The following is a 24,110-nucleotide window of genomic DNA, read 5'->3' on the forward strand; positions in this document are numbered from 1 at the left end:
CAGCTCCGATGCTGGGCGGTTCAGGAGCAAGCTCGCTCCTACAAAAGAGATCCTCCGGCAGCTCCGGCACTGGCCAGTCACCTAGGGCGGATAACGCCCCAGGCGTTATCCGCCACGAGCAACGCAACCAGAGGCAACGGCGTACAACCGCGAACGGTTGTACGCCCTACAGGCGGATTCTGCTTCTAACCCGCTGCGCGCATCCCACCCGCCGCGTCCCGCCCCGCCAACTCGCGGATGAACAGCCCGAGCAGCTCTGACTGGCTGCCGATGCCGAGCTTGGCGTAGATGTTCTTGCGGTGAATCTTCACCGTGCCGGGGCTGATATCCAGCTGCTCCGCCACCGAGGCGCTGGAGTGGCCGCGCAGCAGCAACTGGACGATCTCCTGCTCACGGGGCGTGAGCAGCTGGGCGCCGAACTGGTCGAAGGCCTCGCGGATCTGGTAGTCCAGGTCCTGCGCCGGGCGCGGTTGCGCGCGGCGCAGCTCCCAGGCCTCGCGCACCACCTGCTCGACCACCGGCCGTGCGCACTCCAGCAGCTGTATCTCGTCGCGGCTGTAGGCGGGGCTGGAAGTCTTGCGCATCAGCGAGAGCACCGCCGTGGCGCCGTCAGCCAGGTCGATGAAGAAGGCGATCTCCTCGGTCAGGCCGGTCTGCTGGTAATACGTCTGGTAGTACTCGCCCAGATAGAAGTGGTCCGGCGCGAACTGCCGCAGACGCCACAGGCCCGGAGCCTGGTTGCGCATGCAAGCGAGGTAGAAGGGATCGAGCAGGTAGGGGCCGACCTGGTAATCCTCGACGTAGACGTGGCGGACATCGGCCGGGAAGGTGTCGAACAGGTCCAGCGGACGGTGGTTGCCTTCGTAGACGAAGAGCACGAAGTTATCCACCGCACAGACCTGTTGCAGCCATTGGCTGAGGCCGAGCAGGCGCGGACGACCGGGGGCCAGCGGGAGCAGATGGGCGACTCCGCCGGTCCAGGCTTTGAGTTCCTTGTGGCGCATGGGCTGTCGTTCTTGTTGTGTGCGCGATGTGCACACTATAGGCGTTCGGGATTCCACACGGAAATGCAGCTTTTGCGCCACACCGCGCAAGGCCCCGTCACACCTGGAGACCGCCCCGACTCAAGCCTCGGCCGCGCACTGCGATGAAGCAGGCGCGCGCCTTAACGGCTCAGGGACGACGAGCGCCCTTGCCACCCGGCTTTCCAGCAGAGGGTTTTCCGGAGGATGGCTTGCCACCTGCTGGTTTACCACCAAGGGCAAAGCCCGGCGCCTTGCGCACCGCCTTGACCTGCGGCTTGTCGTCCAGCAGCGAGCCCAGATGCACCTTGCCCGGTTTGCCTTCCGGCACCTTGGGTGGCTTGGGCTTCTTCGGCTTTTTCGTGATCTGGCCGCCGGGGGCAGTGACGGGCACCCGATGTTCCGCCTCGAAGCCATCTTCCTCGTGGCGCTGCAAAGTCTGGCCGATCAACGTTTCGATGGCTGCCAGTTGCTGAACTTCATCGGCGCAGACCAGCGAGATCGCCTGGCCGCTGGCGCCGGCGCGGCCGGTCCGGCCGATGCGGTGCACGTAGTCCTCGGGAACGATGGGCAGGTCGAAGTTGACCACCAGCGGCATCTCCTGGATGTCCAGTCCACGGGCGGCAACATCGGTGGCGACGAGGAAATCGACCTCGCCGGCCTTGAACCGCGCCAGCGCTCGCAGGCGCGATGGCTGCGGCTTGTCACCGTGGATCGAATCAGCGCGAATGCCTTGCTTGTGCAGCACATCGACCAGTTCGTCGACGCCCTTGCGGGTCTTGGCGAATACCAGCGCCTGGCGCCAGCCCTGCTCGCGCAGCAGGTGCAGGAACAGCTCGGCCTTGCGCTTCTTGTCCACCGTGAGCAGGTGCTGCTTTACCGTCTTCGCTGCCGTGTTGCGCGGCGCCACATCGATGGTCAGCGGGTCGCGCAGCAGCTCGCGGGCCATCTGGCGGATGGCGTCGGAGAAGGTCGCGGAGAACAGCAGGGTCTGCCGGCGCCGGGGCAGCGCAGCGAAGACTTCGTCCAGCTCGCGGGCGAAGCCCAGGTCGAGCATGCGGTCGGCTTCGTCCAGCACCAGCACCTGCAGCTGGGTGAATTTCAGGGCGTTCTGCCGGTACAGGTCGAGCAGGCGACCGGGCGTGGCCACCAGTACGTCGACGCCCTTGCGCAGCTTCATCATCTGCGGGTTGATGCTGACCCCGCCGTACGCCACGGCGGTACGCAGTGGTACGTGTTGGCCATAGGCGCGGAAGCTCTCGTGCACCTGCTCGGCCAGCTCGCGGGTCGGCACCAGCACCAGCGCACGGATCGAGTTGGCTGCCACCTGCGGGCCTTCCTGCAACAGCTTCTGCAGCAACGGCAGGGCGAAGCCGGCGGTCTTGCCGGTGCCGGTCTGGGCGGCGGCCAGCAGGTCGCGCCCTTTGAGCACGGCCGGGATGGCCTGAGCCTGCACCGCCGTCGGGTTCTGGTAGCCGAGCCCGTCGAGGGCGCGCAGGAGAGGATCGATCAGGCCGAGGGTGGCGAAGGTCATGGAGCGCTCGCGAAAACGAATCAGAATGGGCGGCATTGTAGCCGCACGGGTCAGGAACGCAGCAGCAGCGCGCCTTCGATGGGCACGTAGCGGCTGGCTGCGCGGATCAACGCCTGGGCGGTAAGGCCCGGCACGCCGTAGGCGGTGGCGTCAGTACCGCCGGCACGGACGCGGTCGAGCAGCAGGTCGAAGTCGCCATCGCCGGAGGCCAGGACGATCTCGTCCACGTTCGGCGCGGCGTCGAGGATGTCGATGGTGATACCCACGTCCCAGTCACCCTTGGCCGAGCCGTCGGCGCGCTGGATGTAGGGCTTTAGCCTCACGGTGAAGCCGAGCTTGCGCAGGATCTGCTGGAACTGCTGCTGCCTGGCATCGCCCCGGTCGATGGCGTAGGCGTAGGCCTGGACGATGGTGCCCTGGGCGCTCAGCTCGGCCCACAGGGCGGCGTAGTTGAAGTGGCAGCCGTAGGCCTGACGCACGGTGTAGTAGAGGTTCTGCACGTCGGCGAACAGGGCGATGGTCTTCAACGGTGACTCCGGGACTCGAACAGCGGGGGCGCATTATCGGCACAGCGACGCGCCCCCGCCAGTCCCGGCGGGCGGCTCAGCTGAACATGTCGCCGTCGTCACCGCCGAAGAAGCCGGAGTCGTCGCCGAAGCTGCCGCCATCATCGTAATTGGCATCGCTGAATGTGTTGTCGGCATAACGGTCGCCACCGAAGGAGTCGTCCGACGGCGAGTCGCCGAAGTTCGAGGGCTCCGGCTGCACCGGCTGCTCCTGGATCACCTCGACGATTTCCTGCGGCTGGCTGCTGTGGAACAGGCTGGTCAGCGCATTCGCCACCATCACGCCGCCGGCCACACCGGCTGCGGTCTGCAAGGCCCCGCGCAGGAAGCCGCCACCCTGGGGCGCGGCCTGCGCAGGCTGTGCCGGGCGGAAGTCGTTGGGGTTGCTGGCGCCAGGACTATTGGCGTAAGTCGCGTTGCCGGCAGGCTGCGAGAAGCGTGTCTGGCCCCAACCGTCCGGGCGCTGCTGCGGTTGCGCCTGGCGTTGCTCCTGACTCTGGCCGCCACCGAACAGCCCGGCGAGGAAGCCGCCGCTGCTCGGGCGCTGTTCCTGAGCCCTGGCCTGATGCGCTTCCAGCTCCTTGACGCGCTGGTCCAGGCGCTTGATCGCCGCCTCCTGGATCAGCATCGCCTGGGCCATGTAATACGGCGCGGCGGGCTGTTGCACCAGGTGCTTGTTGATCTGCGCCTCGGCCTGGGCGTCGCGCGGGGCGGTCTGCGCCTCGGCGTCACGCAGGCGGGTGAACAGACCATCGATCAGGGATTGCTCTTCGGAATTCATGACGGGCCTCGATTGAGCGGGTGGTTCACAACGGATCGCTGCTACGAAACATTGGATCGGGTCGGAAAAAAACAAGTTCCGATCACAGAATTCTTGCGCCTTCTACCTGAGGGTTTGCTTAAGTTAGAGTCGAAGCCCTCGGACAGTATCGGGTTACTGATGAATCCCCTTTCCATCCTCCGCGACACCTGGTTCTTCTTCTCCCGTCACCTCGGCATCCTCGTGCCGCTGTGCCTGCCCTGGATCGTCATCGAGACGCTGGTGCAGCAGCAGATCAACGTCGCTGCCGGTTCGCAGAACTTCGCGCCCTGGGGCATGGCCGCGGGCCTGGTGTTCTACCCGATCTACACCGCCAGCCTGATCCTCTACATGATCGACGCCGGCGAAGGCGTCGAGCGCAGCGTGCGCGAGTTGTGGAGCGCGGCCCTGCGGTTGTGGCCCGCCTTTGCCCTGCTCTCGGCGATCACCTCGCTGCTGATCGTGCTCGGCCTGTCCCTGATGGTGCTGCCGGGCATCTTCGTGATGATCAAGCTGGCCTTCGCCGAATTCCTCCTGGTGCAGCGCGGCCGCGCGCCCATCGATGCGATGCGCGAAAGCTTCGCCCTGACCACCGGGCATTTCTTCCTGCTGCTGATGACCTCCCTGGCCATCCTCGCGCCGGTGTGGATCGCCGAAGGCTGGATCACCGAGGCCGGCCAGGACGCGCCGGTACTCAGCGTGGCGCTGCACTCGCTGAGCGGGTTCTTCCAGTTGCTGCTGACGGTGGCCGCCTACCGCATCTTCATCCTGCTCGGCCGCGAAGCCGCCTGAGCGGCAGCAAGTCGCAACAAATACCCCGGCACATCGCGGGCCGGGGTTCTACGCTGGAGTCTCCTTCCCCCGAGTATGGAGACTCGCCGTGAGCGACTTCCCGCCCAGCTGCCTTTCACATATTTCCATCGGCACCAACGACTACCCGCGCGCCAAGGCCTTCTATGACGCGGTGCTGGCAACGCTGGGTTGCCAGCAGATCATGGAACACCCCGGCGCCGTGGCCTACGGTCGCGTCTTCCCAGAGTTCTGGGTGCAGACGCCCATCGACGGGCGCCCGGCCAGCGTCGGCAACGGCACGCACTTTGGCTTCATGGCCAACTCCCGCGAGGAAGTGGACGCCTTCTACCGCGCCGCGATAGCCGCCGGCGCCACCGACGAAGGCGCCCCCGGCCCGCGCCCGCTCTATGGCGAGCCTTACTACGGCTGCTTCATCCGCGACCTGGACGGGCACAAGATCGAGGCATCGTTCTGGGACATGGCGCTGGCGGGTGGTGGGTTCGACACGCACTCGCATTGATCGCAGGAGCGGGCGCCGCGCGACGCGCCAGCATGGAACCTGTAGGAGCGAGCTTGCTCGCGAACCCTGCTCAGCTCCGCTGCCAGGGCGGTTCGCGAGCAAGCTCGCTCCTACGAGAAGCTAATGGCCGGGCTTGAGCCCCGACATCTTCGGCACCAGCAATTTCTCGAACAGCCGCGGGAAGAAGCGCGCCAGCAGGCGCGCCCGCCAATTGACGTTGGACAGCACCAGCAAACGCCGGCGGCGCAACGCGCCCTGGTAGATCGCCTCGGCCACATCGCGTGGCGATGCCACCTCGGCGCCCAGCACCACGGCTGGCTGACGGATCACCGAACCGTCGCCCACCAGCGCGTTCTTGCGCAGATCGGTAGCGGTGAAACCCGGGCACGCCAGGGTGACCGCCACCCCCGTGCCGTCCAACTCCATGCGCAGCGTATCGAACAGCCCGTGCAGCGCATGTTTGCTAGCGTTGTAGGCGCTGCGATAGAGCAAAGGGGCAAAGCCGGTCAGCGAACTGAGCACGACGATCTGCCCGTGCCGCGCCAGCAGGCTGGGCAACGCCGCCTGGGTGCAGTGCAGCGCGCCATAGAAATTCACCGCCATTACCCGCCGGAACACCGCCAGCTCCGTCTCGATGAACAGGCTGCGGTGGGTGATGCCGGCATTGTTCACCAGCACGTCGATGCCACCGAAGCGCTCTACCGCCAGCGCCACCGCGCGCTGCACCGCCTCGGCATCGGCGATGTCGCAGCGCAGGCCGAGGGCCTCGACGTTCAGGTGCTCGCGCAAGTGCTGAACCAGGCTGTCCAGCCCCGCCTGCTCGAGGTCGAGGATTACCGGATGGGCACCCGCCTGGGCGAAGCGCAGCACCAGGGCGCGGCCGATGCCGGAACAGCCGCCGCTGACCAGCACGACCTTGCGCCGGTAGACGGAATGCGAAAAGAGCGTGCGGGGCATGGCGATCTCCCAAAGCCCGCAGGGCGCGAGTGCAGCGTCGTGCGAACTACATCTCACAAGGTTTCAGGATAATTCCCACATCAAACACAGAGGTGAAATACAAAGTCACAGCCACTATCCTCTGGACCCAACAAGCATAGCCCCTGGTCACCCATGAGCCTCTCGCTTCGCCGCCGCGCCCTGTTCCTGTTGTTCATCGCCCTGCTGCTCGCCGTCACCGCTGCCGCCTGGCTGCTGGCCTGGCACCCCGCCGAGCGCGAGGCTGTCGCCGCGCAGTGCCGCGCGCCCGCGCCGCAACTGCAGCCGGGCCAGGCGCTGAAGGTGATGACCTGGAACGTCCAGTACCTGGCCGGCAAGCGCTACATCTTCTGGGACGACCTGCCCGATACCACCGGCCCCGACGACAGCCCCAGCCCCGAGGACATCGCCTACAGCCTCGACGAAGTGGTGCGGGTGATCCGCGACGAGGCGCCGGACATCGTCCTGCTGCAGGAAGTCGACGACGGCGCAGCCGCCACTGGCAAACAGGACCAGCAGGCGCTGATCGGCGATCGCCTGACCGATATCTACCCCTGCTCCACCGCCGCCTTCGACTGGAAGGCGCGCTTCGACCCCAATCCCCACGTGTTCGGCAGCGCCGGGCGCAAGCTGGTGACCTTCAGCCGCTTCCAGATCACCCGCGGCGAGCGCATCGCCCTGCCGCAGCGCTCGTCCATCCCGCTGCTGCACCTGTTCGCCCCGCAGCCGGCGATGCTGCAGAGCGACCTGCCGATCCGCGGCGGCGGCCAGCTCAGCGTGATCAACACGCGCCTGGAGCGCCCCGACGGCGACGATACGCCGCAGCGCCAGGTCGAAGCCGTCGAGGCCCACCTGAACAGCCTGCAGGCCAGCGGCCGCCCCTGGCTGCTGGGCGGCGACCTCGGCCTGCTGCCGCTGGGCCAATATCCCTACCTGCCGGAGGTGCTGCGCGCGCCCTACCGCGCCAACAGCGAACTGAACCTGCTGGCAGCGCGCTTCCCCGTCGTGCCGGCGGTGGAGGAGTCCAGCGGCGCCGACCAGGAGAAGTGGTACACCCACTTCCCCAACGACCCCCGCGTGCACAAGCCCGACCGCACTCTGGATTACCTGTTCCACAGCCCCAGCCTGAACCGCCTGGAGGCCGGTGTGCGCAGCCACGACACCCTGCGCATCTCCAACCACCTGCCGCTGTCCGCGCGCTTCCTGCTGCCCCACTGAGCACTGTGGCACATCGCCACCGGCGGAAACTGGACAACTGCGATTCCACGGACGCATGCTCGGCTCGCTTCGAACAAAAACGATAACGAGCACTCCAGGCCATCCATGCATTTGAGCCGCCTCGCGGGGTTGATCCTCGCTCTCCTCTGCTTCAGCGCCAGCGCCGTCGAACGCCCAACCCTGGCCGACCGCCTACCGCATCCGCTACCGGCGCTGACCGTGGGCTACTACGAATTCCCGCCCTACACCTACACCGCCCCGGATGGCAGCACCCGCGGCAGCGGCGCCGAGATGGTGCGGCGCATCCTGCTCAAGGCCGGCTACCGTGCCGACTTCCGTCCGCTGCCCAGCGCCCGCCTGTACCTCGGCCTGCAGGATGGCAGCGTGCAGCTCTGGGCCGGTGCGCCGGGCAAGCAGGAGTTGGAGGGCAGCACGCTGGAGTGCGAGCGCGTGCTGGGGCATGTCGAACTGAACCTGTATCGCCTGGCTTCGCGATCCTCGCCGAAGATGCCCGAGGGACTGACCGGCAGCCGGATGATCCTGATCAGCGGCTACAGCTACTGGCGGCCGATAACCGAGATGCTGGCCGACCCGACGCTCAAGCTGGAACTGCACCGCACCAGCACCCACACCGCCGCCCTGCAGATGCTCGAGCGCGGTCGGGGAGACTTCCTGATCGACTACCAGACCCCGGTGGAACAGGCACGCCGGGAGCTGAACATGGCGCCGCTGGCCTTCGACAAGCTGTACAGCGTGCCGACCAAGCTCATCGTCTCTCGCCACGCGCCTGATGCCGAAGGCCTGCGCACGCAACTCGATCATGCCTACGACGAATTGCAGGCGGCGGGCTACGAGATGAAATTGCCGTGAGCCGTGAAGATGGGATTGCGTAGGAGCGGACTATGTCCGCGATCGACTCGTCGCCACGCGAAACATCGCGGATAAATCCGCTCCTACAAAAGCCGGAACCCGCACGAACCGCAGTTCCGGCGGGGCTTCGCCGGCACCGTCGATTCGGCGATCAGCGGAGCACCCCGGTCGTGCTTCGACTTCCGTCTCCTCCGCTGCTCAGGCCGAACTCAGCGCTCGCCCAGCTTGTGCCGCGCCGCATACAGACAAACCATCTCCATCGCCAGGGTCGCGCCGGCCAGGGCGGTGATCTCGGCACTGTCGTAGGGCGGCGCCACTTCAACCACGTCCATCCCCACCAGGTTGATGCCGCGCAGCGCGCGGAGGATTTCCAGCGCCTGGTGCGAAGTCAGGCCACCGCACACCGGCGTGCCGGTGCCGGGCGCGAAGGCCGGGTCGAGGCAGTCGATGTCGAAGGTCAGGTACACCGGGTTATCGCCCACGCGCGCACGGATGCGCTCGGCGATGGCTTGCGGCGTGTTGCGGTGTACTTCGCGGGCGTCCAGCACCTGGAAGCCCATGACGTCGTCATTGGTGGTACGCAGGCCGACCTGCACTGAGCGCGACGGGTCGACCAGCCCCTCGCGGGCCGCGTGGTAGAACATGGTCCCGTGGTCGATGCGCTGGCAGTCCTCGTCCGGCCAGGTGTCACTGTGGGCGTCGAAGTGGATCAGCGACAGCGCGCCGTGCTTCCTGGCGTGGGCCTTGAGCAACGGGTAGCTGATGAAATGATCGCCGCCCAGGGTCAGCAGCGCACAGCCGGCGTCGAGGATGCGGGCGGCATGGGCCTCAATGACATCCGGGGTTTCCTGCGGCACGCCGTGGTCGAAGGAGCAGTCGCCGTAGTCGATTACCGCCAGGTGGTCGAAGGGATCGAACTCCCAGGGGAAGTGCCGGGCCCAGGCCATCTGCACCGAGGCGGCGCGGATCGCACGCGGCCCGAAGCGGCTGCCGGGGCGGTTGGTGGTGGCGGTGTCGAAGGGCACGCCGCTGACCACTAGGTCGACGCCGCGCAGGTCACGGCTGTAGCGACGGCGCATGAAGCTGGTGATGCCGGCGTAGGTGGATTCGGCAGCGGTGCCATAAAGGCTGTCGCGGGTGATGGCCTGGTCGTTGTCGTTAGCGAGATCCATGGCTTCCTCATCAATGGCTTTGTAGTGTTGTTCTGATAGTTCGGTGTCTGCGCCCCCCTCTCCCCCGCCCTCTCCCTGAAGGGAGAGGGAGCTGCCCGTGCAGGTTGACGCTACAGCTTCAACCTGCACCGAACGGTCCCCTCTCCCTTCGGAGCGGGGCGCGCAGCCAGGGTTAGGGAGAGGGCAAGCGCACTCGAATCAGCTACGGGTACGGAACGCCGACCACAGTCGCGTGCGGTCGCGCTGCTGCTTGAGCGTCAGCAATTGCTCGCCGAACAACTTCTGGCGCATGGCCGGCGGCGGGTAGATGTCCGGGTCGCCGGCGACATCGGCGTTCAGCAGCGGCGACGCCTTCAGGTTGGCATTGGCGAAGTACAGGGTGTTGGTCAGCTCGGCGATGGACTCCGGGCGCAGCATGAAGTCGATGAAGGCGCGCGCCTCCTGCGGGTGCGGGGCGTCCACCGGGATGGCCATGGTGTCGAACCAGATCAGCGTGCCTTCCTTGGGAATCCGGTAGATCACCTCGAACGGCTTGTTCGCCTGCTTGGCCTGTGCGGCGCCCATCAACGCATCGCCGGTGTAGGTCAGGGCGACGCACAGCGAACCATTGGCCAGGTCATTGATGTGCTTGCCGCTGGCGATGTAACGCACGTTGGGTTGTAGCTTGGTCAGCAGCTCGCGAACCAGGGTGAGATCAGCCGCATCGGTGCTGTACGGCGACTTGCCCAGGTAGTTCAGCGCGACGCTGATCACCTCCTGTGGCGAGTCGATCAGCGAAATGCCGCAATCGGCCAGGCGGCTGGCGTACTCGGGCTTGAACAACAGGTCGAGGCTGTCCAGCGGCGCGTCGGGGATACGCTTGAGCACTTCGTCCTTGTTGATCGCCAGGCCCACGGTGCCCCAGGTGTAGGGCACGCCGAAGCGGTTGCCCGGATCGATGGTTGCGAGTTTCGCCAGCAGTTCCGGATCGAGGTTGGCGAAGTTCTTCAATTGCGCATCGTCTACCGGCTGCACGGCCTTGGCCTGAATCGCGCGAGCCAGTCCGCTACTGGCCGGGAACACCACGTCGTAACCGCTGCGGCCGGTCATCAGCTTGCTGTCGAGCACCTCGGCGCTGTCGAAGGTGTCGTACTTGACGCGAATGCCGGTTTCCTTCTGGAAGCGTTGCAGCGCATCCGCGCCGACATAATCCGCCCAGTTGTACAGATTGAGCACCCGCTCCTGTGCGTGCAGGGGCACGGCCAGTGCCACGGCCAGCATCGCGAGAGTCGCCCGGAAGAACACACGCATGATCATCGCCTCGAAGTTGTTGTGTTTATGGGGCGAGCATGGAACGGGCTTTACTTTGCAAAAATACAAAGTTAATTACTTTGGCATTTCATCAGAACAATGTTTGGAGACGACCTTGCTCAGCCAATTGCGCGACCTCGACCTGCAACTGCTGCGCCTGTTCGTCACCGTCGTGGAGTGCGGCGGCTTCAGTGCGGCGCAGGGCGAGCTGGGCCTGAGCCAGCCGAGCATCAGCATCCAGATGGCCAAGCTGGAGACGCGCCTGGGCTACCGCCTGTGCGAGCGCGGCAAGGGCGGCTTCCGCCTGACACCCAAGGGCGAGCACCTGTTGCAGGCGACGCGGCGGCTGTTCCTGTCCATCGAGGATTTCCGCGACGAGGCGCGCGGCGTGGCTGACAAGTTGCTCGGCGAGGTGCGCATCGGTCTGTCCGAAGGGCTGGACGTGGAAGTGCTGGCGCAGCTGTCCGGGGCGATCCGGCGTTTCCGTCAACGCAACGAGGCGGTCAACCTGGAGCTGATCACGGCGGCGCCCGCCGAGTTGGAGCGCCTGCTGCTGCAGGATCGCCTGCACCTGGCGGTCGGCTACTTCGCCGGCACCCAGGCCGCGCTGGAGCATCACACCCTGTTCGTCGAACCCCAGGGCCTGTATTGCGGCGCCGGTCATCCGGCCTTCAAGGAAAAGAAACCGAGTCGCGACTCCCTGGCCGACGCCGATCAGGTGCTGCACCCGTATCGTTTCATCGCCGCCGACGAGCCGCTGCAAACCAGCCGCAGCAGCGCGCGCTGCGAGCAAGTGGACGGCAGCCTGGCATTCATCCTCTCCGGCGCGCACATCGGCTACCTGCCCAAGCACGTCGCCCAGCCGTGGATCGAGCGCGGTCAGTTGCGCGAACTGCTGCCGGGCGAACTGGGCTTCGACGTGGTCTTCAGCCTCACCCGGCATCGCGGCCGCCACCCCGGCGACGCCGAGCAGGCCTTCGTCAGCGACCTGCTGGCGGCCTTCGGCCGGCACGCGGCGGATTGACGCAGCGGCGCAACGGGAACCGGGGCTCCCAGGTGCAGTCCCACAGCGTCTATCACTTCTTGTGACAGCTCATCGGGCAACGCCTCGGGCCGCGTCGGAAGCTTTCCGCTATCATGCCCGCCAGCCATATGCCCGCCAATTACGTAGTCCGCGAGATGTCCATGCGCCGCCTGCTCACCCTGCTCCTGCTCCTCGTCGCCCTGCCCGCTTCCGCCGGCCTGTTCGACAAACCCGCCGACAAGGCCGGCTTCGCCGTCGGGCAACCGGCCAAGGGCGACTTCCTGCCGGTGGCCGAGGCGTTCCGTGTCAGCGTCGAGGACAGCGACAGCCAGCAGGTGAAGCTGCGCTTCATCAATGCCGACGGCTACTACCTCTACCAGCACCGCTTCAGCTTCAAGGTCGAGCCCGCCGACAGCGGCGTGAGCGTCGGCGACGTGAAGCTGCCGCCAGGCAAGCAGCACCACGACGATTACTTCGGCGACACCGTCGTCTATTACGCCATCACCGACATCGACGTGCCCCTGGTCAATCCGCAGCACAAGCCCTTCACCCTCGTCGTCAGCTACCAGGGCTGCGCCGACAAGGGACTGTGCTACGCGCCGGAAACCACCCGCCTGCAGATCGCCGACGGCCAGGCCGCCAGCGTGGTGGCGGGCCCCGCCCCCTCTTCTGCCGCCAAGTCCGCCACTGCTTCGAGCAACCCGCTGGCCAGCCTGCTGGGCGACCACGAACCGGGCAAGATCAAGAAGCTCGGCCGCGCGCTGGTGATCTTCTTCCTGCTGGGCCTGGCGCTGACCTTCACCCCCTGCGTGCTGCCGATGCTGCCAATCCTCTCCGGCGTAGTCCTGCGCGGCCGGCCGGGCGGCATGCGCGGCCTGGCGTTGTCGCTGGCCTACGTGCTGCCGATGGCCGCCTGCTACGCGGTGCTCGGCACCCTGATGGGCCTGTTCGGCGCCAAGCTCAACCTGCAGGCGATGCTGCAGTCGCCCTGGGTACTGATCCCCTTCGCGGCCTTCTTCGTGGTCTTCGCCATCGCCATGTTCGGCGCATTCGAGCTGCGCCTGCCGGGCTTCCTGCGCGAGCGCCTGGACAACATGGCCAACAACACCCGAGGCGGCTCGATCGCCGGCGCTGCGACCCTGGGCGTGCTCTCCAGCCTGCTGGTGTCGCCCTGCGTCACCGCTCCGCTGGCCGGCCTGCTGCTCTATATCAGCAGCACCGGCGACGCAGTGGGCGGCGGCCTGCTGCTGTTCTCCCTGGGCCTGGGCATGGGCACGCCGCTGGTGATCTTCGCCGTAGGCGGTGGCGCGCTGCTGCCCAAGAGCGGCGCCTGGATGAACGGCGTACGCAACGTCTTCGGCGTGATGCTGCTGGCGGTAGCCATCTGGATGCTCGAGCGACTGGTCTCGGGGCCGGTAGCCCTGACCCTCTGGGGCACCCTGGCTGGCGGCGTCGCCCTGGCCATCGGCACGCTGGAACTGGGGCCGAAGCAGCCGCTGCAACGACTCGGCCAATTGCTGGGACTGATGCTGCTGGTCTACGCCGTGGCCGCCTGGACCGGCGCCCTGCGCGGCGAATCCGACCCGCTGCACCCGCTGGGCCGCAGCGGCGTCAGCAGCCACGCCGGCCCACCGAGCGCCACCCCTGGCGATTGGCAGAACATCACCACCCCGGCGCAACTCAACGCCGCCCTTGCCAGCGCCCAGGCCGCCGGTCGCCCAGTGCTGCTGGACTGGTACGCCGACTGGTGCATCAGCTGCAAGATCATCGAGCGCCAGGTGCTGCCGGCGCCGGAAGTCCAGTCGCAACTGCCCGGCTTCGTCCTGCTGCGCTTCGACATGACCGCCAGCACCGAGGAGCAGCGCGCCCTGCTCGACCGTTACAACCTGTTCGGCCCACCCGCGCTGCTGTTCTTCTCGCCCAAAGGCGACGAATGGTCGGACCTGCGCATCATCGGCGAAACCGACGCCGCCACCCTCGCCGACCGCCTGAAGCAGGCTGGAACGCGCTCCTGAGACCCTGTTTGCAATCTCGCGAGCTAGAGCAGGGCAAGGCGCAACGACCAACAGGAGTAACAGCCGAAGGCTGGCCCGAAGGGCGAGCGTAGCGAGTCAAAACGGCCGAGGAAGCGGAGTTTACGAGTAGTAAATGAGCATGACTCGCTGCACTCGCCCCTTCGGGGCCGCACTGAAGTGCGTTAGCCGCAAGCGGCTTCCGACCCCGTTTTCAACGCGGCCATGCCGACGCACAGCAGGTTGCAAGCAGGTTCTGATCACAGTTTGACTGCAACGGTTCTGCCGTAATCAGCTGGCAACATGCTGACATCTACGGCAAAACCCGCATGACTGGACAGTCACGCCGGCTTTCCGGCATAGTCCCGCCCTATCTTTTCCCGCCAAGAACAAGGACTACAGCATCCAGATGGCGACCTTACTGGTACTGCACGGGCCGAACCTCAACCTGCTGGGCACCCGCGAGCCCGACAAATACGGCTCCGTCACCCTCGAGCAGATCAACCAGGACCTGGAGCGCCGCGCCCGCGAAGCCGGCCACCACCTGATGCACCTGCAGAGCAACGCCGAGTACGAACTGATCGAACGGATCCACGCCGCACGCAACGAAGGCGTGGACTTCATCCTGATCAATCCGGCCGCTTTCACGCATACAAGTGTCGCTCTACGTGACGCATTGCTCGCAGTGAGCATCCCATTCATCGAAGTGCACCTCTCCAACGTGCACAAACGTGAACCTTTCCGGCATCACTCCTACTTTTCCGACGTGGCGGTAGGGGTGATCTGCGGTCTGGGAGCCACAGGCTACCGCCTGGCCCTGGAATCCGCCCTTGAACAACTTGAACGCCCGTGACCTCACCTGGGAGAGCGAACACTGATGGACATCCGTAAAGTCAAGAAACTGATCGAACTGCTCGAAGAATCCGGTATCGACGAACTGGAGATCAAAGAGGGCGAAGAGTCCGTACGCATCAGCCGTCACAGCAAGACCGCCGCCCAGCCGATCTACGCTGCCGCTCCGGCCTACGCTCCTGCCCCGGCCGCTGCTCCGGTCGCCGCCGCTGCCACTGCCGCCCCGGCCGCTGAAGCCGCCCCGGCTGCCCAGAACCTCGCTGGCGCCGTGCGCTCGCCGATGGTCGGTACCTTCTACCGCGCCGCCTCGCCGACCTCCGCCAACTTCGTCGAAGTCGGCCAGAGCGTGAAGAAAGGCGACATCCTCTGCATCGTCGAAGCCATGAAGATGATGAACCACATCGAGGCCGAGACCAGCGGCGTGATCGGTCAGATCCTCGTGGAGAACGGTCAGCCGGTCGAGTTCGACCAGCCCCTGTTCACCATCGTTTAAAGCGCGGGGAGCCTGCGATGTTGGAAAAAGTACTGATCGCCAACCGCGGCGAAATTGCGCTGCGCATCCTGCGCGCATGCAAGGAGCTGGGCATCAAGACGGTGGCCGTGCACTCGACCGCCGACCGTGAGCTGATGCACCTGTCGCTGGCCGACGAAGCGGTCTGCATCGGTCCGGCCCCGGCTGCGCAGTCCTACCTGCACATCCCGGCGATCATCGCCGCGGCCGAGGTCACCGGTGCCGTGGGTATCCACCCCGGCTACGGCTTCCTCGCCGAGAACGCCGACTTCGCCGAGCAGGTCGAGCGCTCGGGCTTCACCTTCATCGGCCCGAGCGCCGACGTCATCCGCCTGATGGGTGACAAGGTGTCCGCCAAGGACGCCATGAAGAAAGCCGGCGTGCCGACCGTACCGGGCTCCGACGGCCCGCTGCCCGAAGACGAAGAGACCGCGCTGGCCATTGCCCGCGAGGTTGGCTACCCGGTGATCATCAAGGCTGCCGGTGGCGGTGGCGGTCGCGGCATGCGCGTCGTGCATAAAGAGGAAGACCTGATCAAGTCCGCCAAGCTGACCCGCACCGAAGCGGGCGCGGCCTTCGGCAACTCGATGGTCTACCTGGAGAAGTTCCTGACCAACCCGCGTCACGTGGAAGTTCAGGTCCTCTCCGACGGCCAGGGCAACGCCATCCACCTGGGCGACCGCGACTGCTCCCTGCAGCGTCGTCACCAGAAGGTGCTGGAAGAAGCTCCAGCCCCGGGCATCGACGAGAAGGCCCGCGCCGAAGTGCTGGCCCGCTGCGTCCAGGCCTGCGTGGAAATTGGCTACCGTGGCGCCGGCACCTTCGAGTTTCTCTACGAGAACGGCCGCTTCTACTTCATCGAGATGAACACCCGCGTCCAGGTGGAGCATCCGGTGTCGGAGATGGTCACCGGTATCGATATCGTCAAGGAGATGCTCAGCATCGCCTCGGGCAACAAGCTGTCGATCAAGCAGGAAGACGTGGTCATCCGTGGCCATGCGCTGGAATGCCGGATCAACGCCGAAGACCCGAAGACCTTCATGCCCAGCCCCGGCAAGGTGAAGCACTTCCACGCACCGGGCGGCAACGGCGTGCGCGTGGATTCGCACCTGTACAGCGGCTATGCCGTACCGCCGAACTACGACTCGCTGGTGGGCAAGATCATCACCTACGGCAAGGACCGCGATGAAGCCATGGCGCGCATGCGTAACGCGCTGGACGAGCTGATCGTCGATGGCATCAAGACCAACACCGAGCTGCACAAGGAGCTGGTCCGCGACAAGGAGTTCTGCAAAGGCGGTGTGAACATCCACTACCTGGAGAAGAAGCTGGGCATGGACAAGCACTAAGCCTGTTCCGCTCCGCCTCGCTCCACCACAAGGGCTGCCTCCGGGCGGCCCTTGTGCTTTGCGCCCCCTGCACGCTGGCATGGCAAGGTGCCGTGCAGTAAGCTTGCCGCCTTTATCGGCGGGCCGCCCAGGCGGTCCGTTGTCTTTTCCAGCAGCATCCCAGCACTATCGAGGTCCCGCCCCATGCCCTGGCTCCAAGTCCGACTCGCCATCACCCCGGATCAGGCGGAAACCTACGAAGATGCACTGCTGGAAGTCGGCGCCGTCTCCGTGACCTTCATGGACGCCGAAGACCAGCCGATCTTCGAGCCGGACCTGGGCACCACTCCGCTATGGAGCCATACCCACCTGCTCGCGCTGTTCGAGGCCGACACTGACGAGACCGCCCTGGTCGCCCACCTGTCCCTGCTCACCGGCGGAGCACTGCCGGAGCACCAGATCGAGCGCATCGAGGACCAGGACTGGGAACGCAGCTGGATGGACAACTTCAAGCCGATGCGCTTCGGCCGCCGCCTGTGGATCGTCCCCAGCTGGCACGACGCCCCGGAGCCGGAAGCTGTCAACCTGTTGCTCGACCCGGGCCTGGCCTTCGGCACCGGTACCCACCCGACCACCGCGCTGTGCCTGGAATGGCTCGATGGCCAGGAGCTGGCCGGCCAGCAGGTCCTGGATTTTGGCTGCGGCTCGGGCATTCTCGCCATCGCTGCGCTGTTGCTGGGCGCCGAGCAGGCGGTCGGCACCGATATCGACCCGCAGGCGCTGGAAGCCTCGCGCGACAACGCCACGCGCAACGGCATCGACCCGTCGAAGTTCCCCGTCTACCTGCCCGCTGATCTGCCCAGGGAGCAGGCGGACGTCCTGGTGGCGAACATTCTGGCCGGTCCGCTGGTCACATTGGCAGAGCAGCTCACCGGCCTGGTGAAATCCGGTGGCCTGCTGGCCCTCTCGGGCATCCTCGCCGAGCAGGCCGAGGAAGTGCGCGCCGCCTATGAAGGCGCCTTCGACCTCGACCCGACTGCCGAGCGCGATGGCTGGATCCGCATCAGCGGCCGCCGCCGCTGAGTGCCCGCCGTACGGGGCTTGAGTTAGACTAACCGCCAGATTTTTCCGCCGGACCGCCGCATGAGCGACAGCTTCATCACACAGTGCCCCCATTGCCAGACCCGTTTCCGCGTCAACGCGGCGCAACTGGGCGCGGCCAGCGGTGCTGTGCGCTGCGGTACCTGCCTGAAGGTCTTCAGCGCGCCGCAGAACATGGTGGGAGACCCGACCGAGGCACCGACGGTCGCCGCAGTGCCGCCTGTCGTGCCCCCGAGACAGGAGCCGGTCGTTCAACCGACTCCTGCGAAAGCCCCGGAACCGGTCGCAGCAGCGCCCGCACCCGCACCGGCCTTCAGCACCTTCGCGCCGGAAAAGCCCGCCGCCCCTAGCGCATCCGGCACCGCCACCCTGGGCTGGCCGCTGGCGCCCCATGCGGCGCGACATTCCAGCGATGTTGCAGAAAAACCCGCCATCGCCGAACCCAAGGTGGAAGCGAAACCGGCACCGGTTGCCGAGCCCGTCGCCGCAGCCACGGTGATTGCCACGGCGGCCACGGTGACCAGCGAACCCGCAAGACCCGCCTCTGCACCGGCAAAGAAAGACGAGACGCTGTGGATTCACGACGATCTCGACCTGGACAGCCTCAACCTCGACGAGGAGCTGGCCAAGCTCGATGAGTTCGAGTTGTCCCAGGAATTCCTCAGCATCGAACGCGCGCCGCGTCCCAGCGAAGCCTTGCAGGCCCGCCCGGAAGAGAAGCGCGACCCGCACGACGAGCGCTGGGCCGAAGCCCTGCTGGAAGAAGAGCAGAAAGGCACCAGCCGTGTTTCCCGCCAGGAACCGAGCCTCGGCCACCTGCCCGCCGACGAGCCGGAAGAACCGCCCGCCAGTGCCCGACTGGTGGCCGACAAGGATCCGGAGCCGGAGCCGGAAGAGCCTGAGGACGAGCCTGGTTACGAACCGCGCATCGACCCGGCCCCGCTGCGCGTGGAGAGCGATGAAGAGAAGCTCCCCGCCTTCAGCGCCCGCCGCGATGACGACGAGCCCGACGTGGACGACGAGCAGGACGATGAGCCCTCGCTGGCCGACCAGCGCGGCGACAGCCGCCGCGCCGAGCCGGGCCTGCAAAACGGCGACCTGAGCGACCTGAGCGACGAACCCCTGCAACTGGATTGGCAGAAGCCCAAGCGCCGCTGGGGTCGCCGCCTGTTCTGGCTGCTGCTGGTGCTGCTGGCCCTGGCCGGTCTCGCCGGCCAGTACATCGCCTATCACTTCGACGAACTGGCCCGCCAGGACCAGTACCGCCCCTGGTTCGCCCAGGCCTGCCCGGAGCTGGGTTGTACCCTGCCGTCGAAGGTGGATGTGGAACAGATCCGCAGCAGCAACCTGGTGGTGCGCAGCCACCCGGACTTCAGCGGTGCGCTGGTGGTGGACGCGATCATCTACAACCGCGCCAACTTCTCCCAGCCCTTCCCGCTGCTGGAAATGCGCTTCGCCGACCTGAACGGCCAGTTGATCGCCAGCCGCCGCTTCAAGCCCAGCGAATACCTTTCCGGCGAGCTGGCCGGACAGAGCGAGATGCCGCCGCAGACGCCGATCCACATCTCCCTAGACATCCTCGATCCCGGCCCCAAGGCAGTGAACTACAGCCTGAGCTTCCACTCGCCGGAATAACCCGGCGAGTAGCTCAAAGCGCCTGAGAGCGCCAGTTCCACTCGTCTTCCTACCTTGGGTGCTAAGCCCGAAGCTGTTCAGAATTTATCCAAAATCGCCTTTATCCGGTCATCGAGAGCGGGTATCATGCCCTCCCTTTTTTGCTAGCACCGGTGGCAGGCCCCGAAACGCATCCGCGAGTTGTACAGCGCGCGGCGCCTCGGTGTTCCCGCCCCATTGACCATGGAAATCCAGTCGGTGGTACGCATCGGCTCCTACACACTGCCCAACAGACTGATCCTGGCCCCGATGGCCGGCGTCACCGATCGTCCGTTCCGCCAGCTGTGCCGCCGCCTCGGCGCCGGCATGGTGGTTTCCGAGATGGTCACCAGCGACGTCCGCCTGTGGAACAGCCGCAAGTCGCGCCTGCGCCTGCAGCACGACCATGAGGATCAACCCCGTTCGGTGCAGATCGCTGGCGGCGACCCGCAAATGCTCGCGGAAGCTGCACGCTGCAACGTGGAGCTCGGCGCCCAGATCATCGACATCAACATGGGCTGCCCGGCGAAAAAGGTGTGCAACAAGGCCGCGGGTTCCGCGCTGATGAAGGATGAACGGCTGGTGGCCGACATCCTCGAGGCGGTCGTCGCGGCGGTAGAGGTTCCCGTCACCCTGAAGATTCGCACCGGCTGGGACCGGTCGAACAAGAACGGTGTGACGGTGGCGCGGATCGCCGAGCAGTCGGGCATCCAGGCGCTGGCGGTACACGGCAGGACCCGTGCCGACCTCTACACCGGCGAGGCGGAGTACGAAACCATCGCGGCGATCAAGCAGGCGGTTTCGATTCCGGTCTTCGCCAATGGTGATATCGATTCGCCGCGAAAGGCACGGCAGGTTTTCGAGCAGACGGGCGTGGATGCCCTGCTGATCGGCCGCGCCGCCCAGGGCAACCCCTGGATCTTCCGCGAGATCGATCATTACCTCTGCACCGGCGAACTATTGCCGGCGCCGAGTCTGCACGAGGTGCAGAGCATCCTGCTCGAACACCTCGCTGCATTGCATGCGTTTTATGGGGAGGAAATGGGTGTGCGCATTGCCCGCAAGCATGTGGGCTGGTACCTCGCAACCCAACCGGGCGCGGCGGAGTTCCGCGCCCAGTTCAATCGTTTGCAGGACACGGATGCACAGAGCGCCAGCGTCAGGCAGTTCTTCGCCGAGCGCCACAATAACGGAGAAGGGGTGGCCGCATGACAACGATGACCGAGACATTAGTGAGTGGAATGACACCCGTGAGCGACAACGCCAACCTTAAACAGCACCTGACCACTCCGACGCAGGAGGGCCAGACCCTCCGCGACAGCGTGGAAAAGGCACTGCACAACTATTTCGCCCATCTCGAAGGGCAGCCGGTCACGGACGTGTACAACATGGTGCTTTGCGAAGTCGAAGCGCCGCTGCTGGAAACCGTCATGAACCACGTGAAGGGTAACCAGACCAAAGCCTCCGAACTGCTGGGGCTGAACCGCGGGACCCTGCGCAAGAAACTCAAGCAGTACGATCTTCTCTGACAGGTGGCAGGCGCGGGCCCGCGACCTCAAGGTCAGCCGGGCCCACGCCTGACACGCGAAAAGCCCGAAGCCTTTGTGGAAGCCGTTATGACCGACCAAACCACCCGCCTGCCCGTCCGCCGTGCGCTGATCAGCGTTTCCGACAAGACCGGCGTCGTCGATTTCGCCCGTGAGCTGGCTGCCCTCGGCGTGGAGATTCTCTCCACCGGCGGCACCTACAAGCTGCTCAAGGACAACGCCATCGCCGCCGTGGAAGTGGCCGACTACACCGGCTTCCCGGAAATGATGGACGGCCGCGTGAAGACCCTGCATCCGAAGATCCACGGTGGCATCCTCGGCCGTCGTGACCTCGACGGCGCGGTGATGGAGCAGCACGGCATCAAGCCGATCGACCTGGTGGCGGTCAACCTGTACCCGTTCGAAGCGACCGTGGCCAAGGCCGACTGCGACCTGCCGACCGCGATCGAGAACATCGACATCGGCGGCCCGACCATGGTCCGCAGCGCGGCGAAGAACCACAAGGACGTCGCCATCGTGGTCAATGCCAGCGACTACGCCGGCATCGTGGCTGGCCTGAAAGCCGGTGGCCTGACCTACGCCCAGCGCTTCGACCTGGCCCTGAAGGCCTTCGAGCACACCTCGGCGTACGACGGCATGATCGCCAACTACCTGGGCACCATCGACCAGGCGCGCGACACCCTGTCCACCGAAGACCGCGGCGCCTTCCCGCGCACCTTCAACAGCCAGTTCATCAAGGCGCAGGAAATGCGCTACGGCGAGAACCCGCACCAGAGCGCGGCCTTCTACGTCGAGGCGAAGAAGGGCGAGGCCAGCGTCTCTACCGCTATCCAGCTGCAGGGCAAGGAACTGTCCTTCAACAACGTGGCCGACACCGACGCCGCGCTGGAGTGCGTGAAGAGCTTCGTCAAGCCGGCCTGCGTCATCGTCAAGCACGCCAACCCGTGCGGCGTAGCCGTGGTTCCGGAAAACGAAGGCGGCATCCGCAAGGCCTACGACCTGGCCTACGCCACCGACACCGAGTCGGCCTTCGGCGGCATCATCGCCTTCAACCGCGAGCTGGACGGCGACACCGCCCAGGCCATCGTCGAGCGCCAGTTCGTCGAAGTGATCATCGCGCCGAAAATCTCCGAAGCCGCCCGTGCCGTGGTCGCTGCCAAGGCCAATGTGCGCCTGCTCGAATGCGGCGAGTGGCCGGCCGAGCGTGCGCCAGGCTGGGACTTCAAGCGCGTCAACGGCGGCCTGCTGGTACAGAGCCGCGACATCGGCATGATCACCGCCGATGACCTGAAGATCGTCACCCAGCGCGCCCCGAGCGAGCAGGAAATCCATGACCTGATCTTCGCCTGGAAAGTCGCCAAGTTCGTCAAGTCCAACGCCATCGTCTACGCCAAGGCGCGCCAGACTGTCGGCGTCGGCGCCGGCCAGATGAGCCGCGTGAACTCCGCCCGCATCGCTGCCATCAAGGCTGAGCATGCCGGTCTGATCGTTGCGGGTGCGGTCATGGCTTCCGACGCCTTCTTCCCGTTCCGCGACGGCATCGACAACGCCGCCAAGGCCGGTATCACCGCGGTGATCCAGCCGGGTGGCTCGATGCGTGACAACGAAGTGATCGCCGCCGCTGACGAAGCCGGCATTGCCATGGTCTTCACCGGCATGCGCCACTTCCGCCACTAAGCGGTAAGGACGCACTCGGACCCGCATCTGCGGCGTTGCCCGGCCCTTCCCCCACGCTCATTGCCAGAAGGCAACTCCGCTGGGTGAAGGACCGGGCGCCTTGCATCTACGAGCCCGATTGCGCCCCTTGAGATTGGTTCGTGAAGAGCGGACCGGTCATAAAGAATTCGTAGGTTGGGTCGGGCGGCGCTCCGCGAGCGAAGCGATACCCAACGATCCGGCACTGCCGGAACTGTTCAGGAGAACTCCAATGAACGTACTCATCATCGGCAGCGGCGGTCGCGAGCACGCGCTGGCCTGGAAGGTCGCGCAGGATTCGCGCGTGCAGAAGGTCTTCGTTGCGCCGGGCAACGCCGGCACCGCCACTGAAGCCAAGTGCGAGAACGTCGCCATCGACGTACTGGCCCTGGAAGAGCTGGCCGATTTCGCCGCGAAGAACGTGCAACTGACCATCGTCGGCCCCGAGGCTCCGCTGGTCAAAGGCGTGGTCGACCTGTTCCGCTCGCGCGGCCTGGACATCTTCGGCCCCACCGCGGGCGCCGCCCAGCTGGAAGGTTCCAAGGCCTTCACCAAGGACTTCCTCGCGCGCCACCAGATCCCCACCGCCGACTACCAGAACTTCACCGAAGTCGAGCCGGCGCTGGCCTACCTGAAAGAGAAAGGCGCGCCCATCGTGATCAAGGCCGACGGCCTGGCCGCGGGCAAGGGCGTGATCGTCGCCATGACCCTGGCCGAAGCCGAGGAGGCCGTACGCGACATGCTCGCCGGCAATGCCTTCGGTGACGCCGGTTCGCGCGTGGTGATCGAAGAGTTCCTCGACGGCGAGGAGGCCAGCTTCATCGTCATGGTCGACGGCCAGAACGTGCTGCCCATGGCCACCAGCCAGGACCACAAGCGCGTCGGCGACGCCGATACCGGCCCGAACACCGGCGGCATGGGTGCGTACTCTCCTGCTCCGGTCGTCACCCCGGACGTGCACCAGCGTGTGATGGACGAAGTGATCTACCCGACCGTGCGCGGCATGGCCGAGGAAGGCAACGTCTACACCGGCTTCCTCTACGCCGGCCTGATGATCGACAAGAGCGGCAAGCCCAAGGTCATCGAGTTCAACTGCCGCTTCGGCGATCCGGAAACCCAGCCGATCATGGTCCGCCTGGAATCGTCGCTGGTCCTGCTGGTCGAGGCCGCCCTGGCCAAGGCGCTGGACAAGGTCGAAGCCACCTGGGACCCGCGTCCCACCGTGGGCGTGGTGATCGCCGCCGGCGGCTACCCGGGCGACTATGCCAAGGGTGACGCCATCTTCGGTCTCGACGAGGCCGCCAAGCTCGACGGCAAGGTGTTCCACGCCGGCACCGCGCTCAAGGATGGCCAGATCGTCACCGCTGGCGGTCGCGTACTGTGCGCCACCGCCATCGGCCCGACCGTTTCGTCCGCTCAGGAACAGGCCTACCGCCTGGCCGAGAAGATTCGCTGGAACGGCAGCTTCTACCGCAAGGACATCGGTTATCGCGCCATCGCCCGCGAACGCGGCGAGGGCTGATCCGACGGGCGGAGGCGTCCCCCGTCGGACGCCTCCTTCCCGCTGGTCCCGGCGTGCCCGGGTGGATTACGGCCTTCAGCACACTTGGCTATAATCCGCCCACTCAC

22 protein-coding genes are annotated in these 24,110 nt (G+C 66.0%); 15 read left to right on the forward strand and 7 right to left on the reverse strand.

Annotated features, from left to right (window positions below; genetic code table 11):
• Nucleotides 1-185: 185 nt before the first annotated feature.
• From ACNFH5_RS23915 to ACNFH5_RS23930, 4 genes are all read right to left on the reverse strand, one after another.
• Nucleotides 186-1,004 carry a response regulator transcription factor gene (locus tag ACNFH5_RS23915; RefSeq protein ID WP_416750263.1) on the reverse strand — a complete coding sequence of 273 codons (819 nt, stop codon included), beginning with the start codon at nucleotides 1,002-1,004 and terminating at the stop codon, nucleotides 186-188.
• Between the two features lie 169 nt (nucleotides 1,005-1,173).
• Nucleotides 1,174-2,556 carry a DEAD/DEAH box helicase gene (locus ACNFH5_RS23920; RefSeq protein WP_416750265.1) on the reverse strand — a complete coding sequence of 461 codons (1,383 nt, stop codon included), beginning with the start codon at nucleotides 2,554-2,556 and terminating at the stop codon, nucleotides 1,174-1,176.
• 50 nt (nucleotides 2,557-2,606) lie between these two features.
• Nucleotides 2,607-3,083, reverse strand: coding sequence for an NYN domain-containing protein (locus ACNFH5_RS23925; protein WP_416750267.1), 477 nt, complete (start codon nucleotides 3,081-3,083; stop codon nucleotides 2,607-2,609).
• A 76-nt stretch (nucleotides 3,084-3,159) separates the two neighbouring features.
• The gene (locus tag ACNFH5_RS23930) at nucleotides 3,160-3,903 is read right to left on the reverse strand and encodes a DUF2076 domain-containing protein (protein WP_416750270.1); all 744 of its coding nucleotides are present in this window, start codon (nucleotides 3,901-3,903) and stop codon (nucleotides 3,160-3,162) included.
• 159 nt (nucleotides 3,904-4,062) lie between these two features.
• Here ACNFH5_RS23930 and ACNFH5_RS23935 point away from each other — a divergent pair, with 159 nt between their 5' ends.
• Together ACNFH5_RS23935 and ACNFH5_RS23940 are read left to right on the forward strand one after the other, a co-directional pair.
• Nucleotides 4,063-4,713: a YciC family protein gene (locus ACNFH5_RS23935; RefSeq protein WP_416750272.1), complete on the forward strand. Its 651-nt coding sequence runs from the start codon at nucleotides 4,063-4,065 to the stop codon at nucleotides 4,711-4,713.
• An 88-nt stretch (nucleotides 4,714-4,801) separates the two neighbouring features.
• On the forward strand, nucleotides 4,802-5,233 hold the full coding sequence (locus ACNFH5_RS23940; RefSeq protein WP_416750274.1) for a VOC family protein: 432 nt from the start codon (nucleotides 4,802-4,804) through the stop codon (nucleotides 5,231-5,233).
• Nucleotides 5,234-5,353: 120 nt separating this feature from the next.
• Here ACNFH5_RS23940 and ACNFH5_RS23945 read toward each other — a convergent pair whose 3' ends face one another.
• Nucleotides 5,354-6,190, reverse strand: a complete 837-nt coding sequence (locus ACNFH5_RS23945; RefSeq protein WP_416750276.1) for an SDR family oxidoreductase — start codon at nucleotides 6,188-6,190, stop codon at nucleotides 5,354-5,356.
• A gap of 153 nt (nucleotides 6,191-6,343) precedes the next feature.
• Between ACNFH5_RS23945 and ACNFH5_RS23950 the strand changes: the two genes are divergently transcribed.
• A complete protein-coding gene (locus ACNFH5_RS23950) occupies nucleotides 6,344-7,426 on the forward strand; it encodes an endonuclease/exonuclease/phosphatase family protein (RefSeq protein WP_416750278.1) in 1,083 nt (360 codons plus the stop codon).
• Nucleotides 7,427-7,531: 105 nt separating this feature from the next.
• Nucleotides 7,532-8,296: a substrate-binding periplasmic protein gene (locus tag ACNFH5_RS23955; RefSeq protein WP_416750281.1), complete on the forward strand. Its 765-nt coding sequence runs from the start codon at nucleotides 7,532-7,534 to the stop codon at nucleotides 8,294-8,296.
• Nucleotides 8,297-8,505: 209 nt separating this feature from the next.
• On the opposite strand, the gene speB is transcribed toward ACNFH5_RS23955, so the two are convergent.
• Together speB and ACNFH5_RS23965 are read right to left on the reverse strand one after the other, a co-directional pair.
• Nucleotides 8,506-9,468, reverse strand: coding sequence for an agmatinase (gene speB / locus ACNFH5_RS23960; RefSeq protein WP_416750283.1), 963 nt, complete (start codon nucleotides 9,466-9,468; stop codon nucleotides 8,506-8,508).
• Nucleotides 9,469-9,666: 198 nt separating this feature from the next.
• Complete coding sequence (locus ACNFH5_RS23965; protein WP_416750285.1) at nucleotides 9,667-10,758, reverse strand: polyamine ABC transporter substrate-binding protein; 1,092 nt, start codon at nucleotides 10,756-10,758, stop codon at nucleotides 9,667-9,669.
• A gap of 115 nt (nucleotides 10,759-10,873) precedes the next feature.
• On the opposite strand from ACNFH5_RS23965, the gene ACNFH5_RS23970 reads away from it, so the two are divergent.
• The 11 genes from ACNFH5_RS23970 to purD all read left to right on the forward strand — a co-directional run bounded on the left by ACNFH5_RS23970 (nucleotide 10,874) and on the right by purD (nucleotide 24,003).
• The gene (locus tag ACNFH5_RS23970) at nucleotides 10,874-11,782 is read left to right on the forward strand and encodes a LysR family transcriptional regulator (protein ID WP_416750287.1); all 909 of its coding nucleotides are present in this window, start codon (nucleotides 10,874-10,876) and stop codon (nucleotides 11,780-11,782) included.
• Between the two features lie 161 nt (nucleotides 11,783-11,943).
• Nucleotides 11,944-13,797 carry a protein-disulfide reductase DsbD gene (locus tag ACNFH5_RS23975; protein ID WP_416750365.1) on the forward strand — a complete coding sequence of 618 codons (1,854 nt, stop codon included), beginning with the start codon at nucleotides 11,944-11,946 and terminating at the stop codon, nucleotides 13,795-13,797.
• Between the two features lie 406 nt (nucleotides 13,798-14,203).
• The gene (gene aroQ / locus ACNFH5_RS23980) at nucleotides 14,204-14,647 is read left to right on the forward strand and encodes a type II 3-dehydroquinate dehydratase (RefSeq protein ID WP_416750289.1); all 444 of its coding nucleotides are present in this window, start codon (nucleotides 14,204-14,206) and stop codon (nucleotides 14,645-14,647) included.
• A 24-nt stretch (nucleotides 14,648-14,671) separates the two neighbouring features.
• Nucleotides 14,672-15,139 carry an acetyl-CoA carboxylase biotin carboxyl carrier protein gene (accB, locus tag ACNFH5_RS23985; protein WP_045216410.1) on the forward strand — a complete coding sequence of 156 codons (468 nt, stop codon included), beginning with the start codon at nucleotides 14,672-14,674 and terminating at the stop codon, nucleotides 15,137-15,139.
• 17 nt (nucleotides 15,140-15,156) lie between these two features.
• Complete coding sequence (gene accC, locus ACNFH5_RS23990) at nucleotides 15,157-16,506, forward strand: acetyl-CoA carboxylase biotin carboxylase subunit (RefSeq protein ID WP_045216407.1); 1,350 nt, start codon at nucleotides 15,157-15,159, stop codon at nucleotides 16,504-16,506.
• A gap of 183 nt (nucleotides 16,507-16,689) precedes the next feature.
• Nucleotides 16,690-17,568, forward strand: coding sequence for a 50S ribosomal protein L11 methyltransferase (gene prmA / locus ACNFH5_RS23995; RefSeq protein WP_416750292.1), 879 nt, complete (start codon nucleotides 16,690-16,692; stop codon nucleotides 17,566-17,568).
• Nucleotides 17,569-17,628: 60 nt separating this feature from the next.
• On the forward strand, nucleotides 17,629-19,221 hold the full coding sequence (locus ACNFH5_RS24000) for a DUF3426 domain-containing protein (RefSeq protein ID WP_416750294.1): 1,593 nt from the start codon (nucleotides 17,629-17,631) through the stop codon (nucleotides 19,219-19,221).
• A 222-nt stretch (nucleotides 19,222-19,443) separates the two neighbouring features.
• Nucleotides 19,444-20,451 (forward strand): tRNA dihydrouridine synthase DusB, encoded by a 1,008-nt coding sequence (gene dusB / locus ACNFH5_RS24005; protein ID WP_416750367.1) that lies wholly within the window; start codon nucleotides 19,444-19,446, stop codon nucleotides 20,449-20,451.
• Nucleotides 20,448-20,768, forward strand: coding sequence for a DNA-binding transcriptional regulator Fis (fis, locus tag ACNFH5_RS24010; protein WP_024766365.1), 321 nt, complete (start codon nucleotides 20,448-20,450; stop codon nucleotides 20,766-20,768). Before dusB ends, fis begins: the two co-directional genes overlap by 4 nt.
• Nucleotides 20,769-20,855: 87 nt before the next feature.
• Entirely contained in the window at nucleotides 20,856-22,463 is a 1,608-nt protein-coding gene (gene purH, locus ACNFH5_RS24015; RefSeq protein ID WP_416750296.1) for a bifunctional phosphoribosylaminoimidazolecarboxamide formyltransferase/IMP cyclohydrolase, read from the forward strand.
• A 250-nt stretch (nucleotides 22,464-22,713) separates the two neighbouring features.
• Entirely contained in the window at nucleotides 22,714-24,003 is a 1,290-nt protein-coding gene (gene purD, locus ACNFH5_RS24020) for a phosphoribosylamine--glycine ligase (RefSeq protein WP_416750298.1), read from the forward strand.
• Nucleotides 24,004-24,110: the final 107 nt, after the last annotated feature.

Origin of the sequence: Pseudomonas sp. NY15435, from assembly GCF_048068295.1 — a bacterium.
In the GTDB taxonomy this organism is placed as follows: Bacteria; Pseudomonadota; Gammaproteobacteria; order Pseudomonadales; family Pseudomonadaceae; genus Pseudomonas.